This is a genomic window from Actinoplanes sp. NPDC051633, assembly GCF_040681735.1.
Taxonomy (GTDB): Bacteria; Actinomycetota; Actinomycetes; order Mycobacteriales; family Micromonosporaceae; genus Actinoplanes.
Window position 1 is genome coordinate 1 of sequence record NZ_JBFAZH010000730.1, and the last position, 4,003, is coordinate 4,003.

Here is a 4,003-nt window from a genome sequence, read left to right on the forward strand (position 1 = left end):
GCCTCTGGGAGGTCGAAGCCCAAATGGGCGGACCGCAGGGCAAATCAAAGGTGCAACAGTGTCCAGGCAAGGCCTCGGCCATGATCCTGGCCGACGCGTGGAAAGGCACGCGCTGGCAGTGGCGCAAGCTGTAAGGCGCCAGCAGCCGGGCTGAGCCGACGCGCTTGACCACTACGGCTTAGCCGCATCATCTCGCTCATCGGGCCGGACCCTCCTCGGGGTCCGGCCCGATCTCTGTTGGCGCACGTCGTGTCCGCCGGTGTCCGTTTGTGGCGTTCTAGCCTGTAATGCCGCCAACGAAAGCGAAGTCATGCAAGCCACCGTGATCGATGACCGTCCCGATGTCGCCGTGTTGAGGCTCTCCGGCGAGCTCGACGCCGACACCGCACCCAAACTGCACGCCCTGCTCGCCGACCTGCTCGACCGGCCGGTGCCGCGCATCGTGGTCGACCTGAGCGACCTCAAGTTCTGCGACTCCGTGGGGCTGAGCGCCTTCATCGTCAGCAAGCAGGTGATCTCCGCCCGCGGCGGTTGGCTGAGTTTCGCCGGCGCCAACCCGTTCCTGACCTCCCTGATGGGAACGGTCGGGCTCAGCCGCTACTTCGCGATCTTCCCCCGGGTGGAGGACGCGATCGCGGCCGCAAATATCTGAAAGAGTTCTCTCAGAACTCTTGCTCGGCTCAAACGTGAGAGACTACTTTCGAAACATGTCTCTCACGAATCCGTTCGGCGACCTGCCGGTCACCGATCCGCAGGCGATGCGAGCGCTGGCCCACCCGGTGCGCCTGGCGATTCTGTCGTACCTGCAGCGCGAGGGTCCGGCGACCGCGACCATGCTGGCTCCGCACGTGAACGCGACGCCCTCGGTGGTGAGCTGGCATCTGCGACATCTCGCCGGCTTCGGCCTGGTCGAGGACGCCGAGCCGCCCTCCGGCGACCGGCGGCAGCGGTGGTGGAAGAGCCTGGCGCGCGGCTTCTCCTTCGAGCTCAGTGACGATCCCGCCGCCGAGATGCTGGCCGACCAGTTGTCGGCGACCGGGCAGGAGCAGGTCCGTGAGTGGACGAACAGCATCCGCGACAGCCTGCCGCCGGAGTGGCTGCGGCTGTCGGGCCTGTCCAACACGCGGGTCAAGGTGACCACTGACGAGCTCGAGGCGATCGCCGACGGGATCAACGAGCTGCTGGCCCCCTACGCGCTGCGCGAGTCGGCGCCGGACGGTGCCCGCCACGTCCGCGTGCTGCGCCAGTACCTGCCGTACGGGGAGGACGACTCATGACCGGCTTCGGCAAGCTGTGGGCCGGTCAGACGATCTCCCAGTTCGGCGACCGGATCACGGAGCTCGGCCTGCCGCTCATCGCGGTGACCACGCTCGCCGCGGGCGCGACCGAGATCGGCCTGCTCACCGCTGCCGTGTGGCTGCCCAACCTGCTGTCCATCCTGGTCGGGTCCTGGGTCGACGGTCAGGCGCACCGGCGCCGGCTGCTGGTCATCGCGGACCTGCTGCGCGCCCTGGTGCTGCTCAGCCTGCCGGTCGCGCACTGGTTCGGCGTGGTGACGCTGGTTCAGCTCTTCGCGGTGGCCCTGCTGACCGGTGCCGGGCAGGTGTTGTTCCACGCCTCGTACCAGTCGTTCTTCGTCCTGCTGGTGCCTCGCGAGCGCTTCGTCGAGGCCAACAGCAAGTTGAGTACGAGCCGGTCGGCGTCGTTCGTGGCCGGCCCGGCGCTCGGCGGCTTTCTCATCCAGATCCTCACCGCCCCGGTGGCGATGCTGATCGACGCCGTCTCGTTCCTGGCCTCGGCGCTGTTCATCAGCCGCATCCGGGTGGAGCCGTCGGTCCCCGCCGAGTCCACCTCCCCGATGGCCGGCCTGAGATACGTGCTCGGGCACCGCTACCTGCGCGGCGCCCTGGCCTGCGTGACGACGGTCAACTTCTTCTCGTTCGTCGCGGCCGCCCTGGTCGTGCTCTTCGCCAGCCGCAGCCTCGGGCTGTCGGCCGGCCTGATCGGCCTCGCCTTCGGCCTCGGCGCGGTGGGCGGTCTGCTCGGCGCCGTCGTCGCCCCGAGACTGTCCCGGAGGTACGGGATCGGCCGGCTGGTCGTACTCGGCGCGATCCTCTTTCCCGCCTCGATCGCGGTGATCGCCCTGGCCGGCGGGCCGACCTGGATGCGTTTCGCCGCGCTGCTGGTGGCCGAGGCGATCTCCGGGTTCGGGGTGATGATCTTCGACATCAACCTGAACTCGGTGATGGTCTCGGTGACCACCGACGAGATGCGGGCCCGGGCGTCCGGGGTGTTCGGGACGATCAACTACGGTGCGCGGCCGCTGGGTGCCGCGGTGGGCGGACTTCTGGGTACGTGGCTGGGGCTGCGTCCGACGCTGCTGGTGGCCGCGATCGGCGGGGCACTGTGCTGCCTGTGGCTGCTGCCCTCGCCGATCCCGGCCATCCGCAATCTTGATCTGGACCTGGCGGCCTAGATCAGCTACGCCGCAGCCAGCTCGGCCACCACGGGCCGTTCTGGAAGCCGGTCGACCACTGGTGGTCGGAGCACGACTTCTTGGTGGCGATCCGCTGCTCGTCCAGGACCGCTTCCACGCCCCGGTTGTAGGTGCCGAGACCGAAGCCGATCCCGGTCACGGTCATCTTCGGGTTCTCGGCCACGACCTGCGCGAACGTCTTCGTCGCCGGACCGCCCGCAGTCTTGGGCAGACCCGCGATCACGTTCTCCGACGGCGTCCACAGCTTGCCCTTGAGGACATCCCACTCGATGCGGAGATTGCGCGGCGGGTTGTTGACGCCGGGGCTCCAGTAGGGCTCGTACACCAGAGTGCCTGCGCCCTGAGGCGTCTTGACGTAGACGTGGTAGGCGGGCAGCGCGGCGTCGTTGACGTTCGGCCCGGCCGAGTCCAGCTTGATCGTCTCGTAGCTGAGCTCGGTGATCGTGTTCGCCGGCACCGGCTTGATCGAGTCCTGCCAGGACACCTTGTCGGCGTCCGAGGTCGTCGTGGTGGTCAGCTTGATGCCGTCGGCGCCGACCGTCGCGGTGGCCCCGCCGATCTTGGTCACCCCCTTGGTGTTGCCGTGCTTGACGACCGTGCACGGCTGGTGGGAGGAGGCACTTGCGGGCTGGGGAGCGACGGCGAGAGCAGCGACCGCGGCAATCGCGGACGCGGCTGCCAGCCGCCTGTTTCCGATATGCATGCGGCTTTTGTACCACTAATGGCGGTTCGGGAAACATGGCGGTATACCGCCTGCACGGGAGTCCGAATGGTCCGATCCGGCGGTACGGGCGGGCAGCGGATTTGCTGACCAGCGGATACAGTCGGCCGCCGATGCATCGGAGTCACGGGGAGTCGTACATGTCAAACACGGGCGGACAGTGGCCGGATCAGGGCCAGCCGAACGAGCCGGGATCGGCCTCGCCCTACTCGTCGCCGTCGCCGTACCAGCCGGGTTCAGCGTATCCGCCGCCCCCGCCGTACGGGCAGCCCTATGGGCAGCCTTCGGCGCAGCCCGGTCAGCCTTATCCGCCGCCGGGCCAGCCGTATCCGCCGCCGGGCCAGCCGGCCCCTTCGGCGCCCAAGTCGTCGAACAAGCTGGTCGCGGTGCTGGTCACGCTCGCGGTGCTGTTCGTCGCCTGCGCCGGCTTCGGCGCGTTCGGGGCGTACCGGGCGTTGCGCGACAAGGACTCCGGCACGACCGCCACGCCGACCTCGCCGGGCAAGCGCCCGGCCGCCGGGCTTCCGACGTCCGAAACGTCGAGCGCCCCCACGGCCGCCGTGCCGCAGCGCCCGGTCGGCGTCACCGGCACGGTGCCGAAGGGGTCGAAGGCCAGCTCGATCAAGCTGAAGGAGACCCGGGACCTCGAGCGCGTGTGCGAGAAGTGGTACTTCCCGAAGTCGCCGAAGTACACGACCGCGCTGTCACCGCACCCGATCGTGATCAGCACCCGTGACCGAAAGGACCTCGAGTTCAGGTCGACCACGGGTTATCTCAGCGTTCCC

At 68.7% G+C, this 4,003-nt stretch carries 4 protein-coding genes and 1 pseudogene; 4 read left to right on the plus strand and 1 reads right to left on the minus strand.

Annotated features, from left to right (window positions below):
- Nucleotides 1-310: 310 nt before the first annotated feature.
- The 3 genes from AB0M20_RS30775 to AB0M20_RS30785 are packed head-to-tail and all read left to right on the plus strand — an operon-like array spanning nucleotide 311 to nucleotide 2,476.
- Nucleotides 311-652 (plus strand): STAS domain-containing protein, encoded by a 342-nt coding sequence (locus AB0M20_RS30775; RefSeq protein ID WP_364303832.1) that lies wholly within the window; start codon nucleotides 311-313, stop codon nucleotides 650-652.
- Between the two features lie 55 nt (nucleotides 653-707).
- The gene (locus AB0M20_RS30780; protein WP_364303833.1) at nucleotides 708-1,277 is read left to right on the plus strand and encodes a helix-turn-helix domain-containing protein; all 570 of its coding nucleotides are present in this window, start codon (nucleotides 708-710) and stop codon (nucleotides 1,275-1,277) included.
- Nucleotides 1,274-2,476, plus strand: coding sequence for an MFS transporter (locus AB0M20_RS30785; protein WP_364303834.1), 1,203 nt, complete (start codon nucleotides 1,274-1,276; stop codon nucleotides 2,474-2,476). Before AB0M20_RS30780 ends, AB0M20_RS30785 begins: the two co-directional genes overlap by 4 nt.
- 1 nt (nucleotide 2,477) lies before the next feature.
- On the opposite strand, the gene AB0M20_RS30790 is transcribed toward AB0M20_RS30785, so the two are convergent.
- Entirely contained in the window at nucleotides 2,478-3,200 is a 723-nt protein-coding gene (locus tag AB0M20_RS30790) for a hypothetical protein (RefSeq protein ID WP_364303835.1), read from the minus strand.
- A 158-nt stretch (nucleotides 3,201-3,358) separates the two neighbouring features.
- Between AB0M20_RS30790 and AB0M20_RS30795 the strand changes: the two are divergent.
- Nucleotides 3,359-4,003, plus strand: a pseudogene (locus AB0M20_RS30795) (hypothetical protein); the annotation flags it as partial.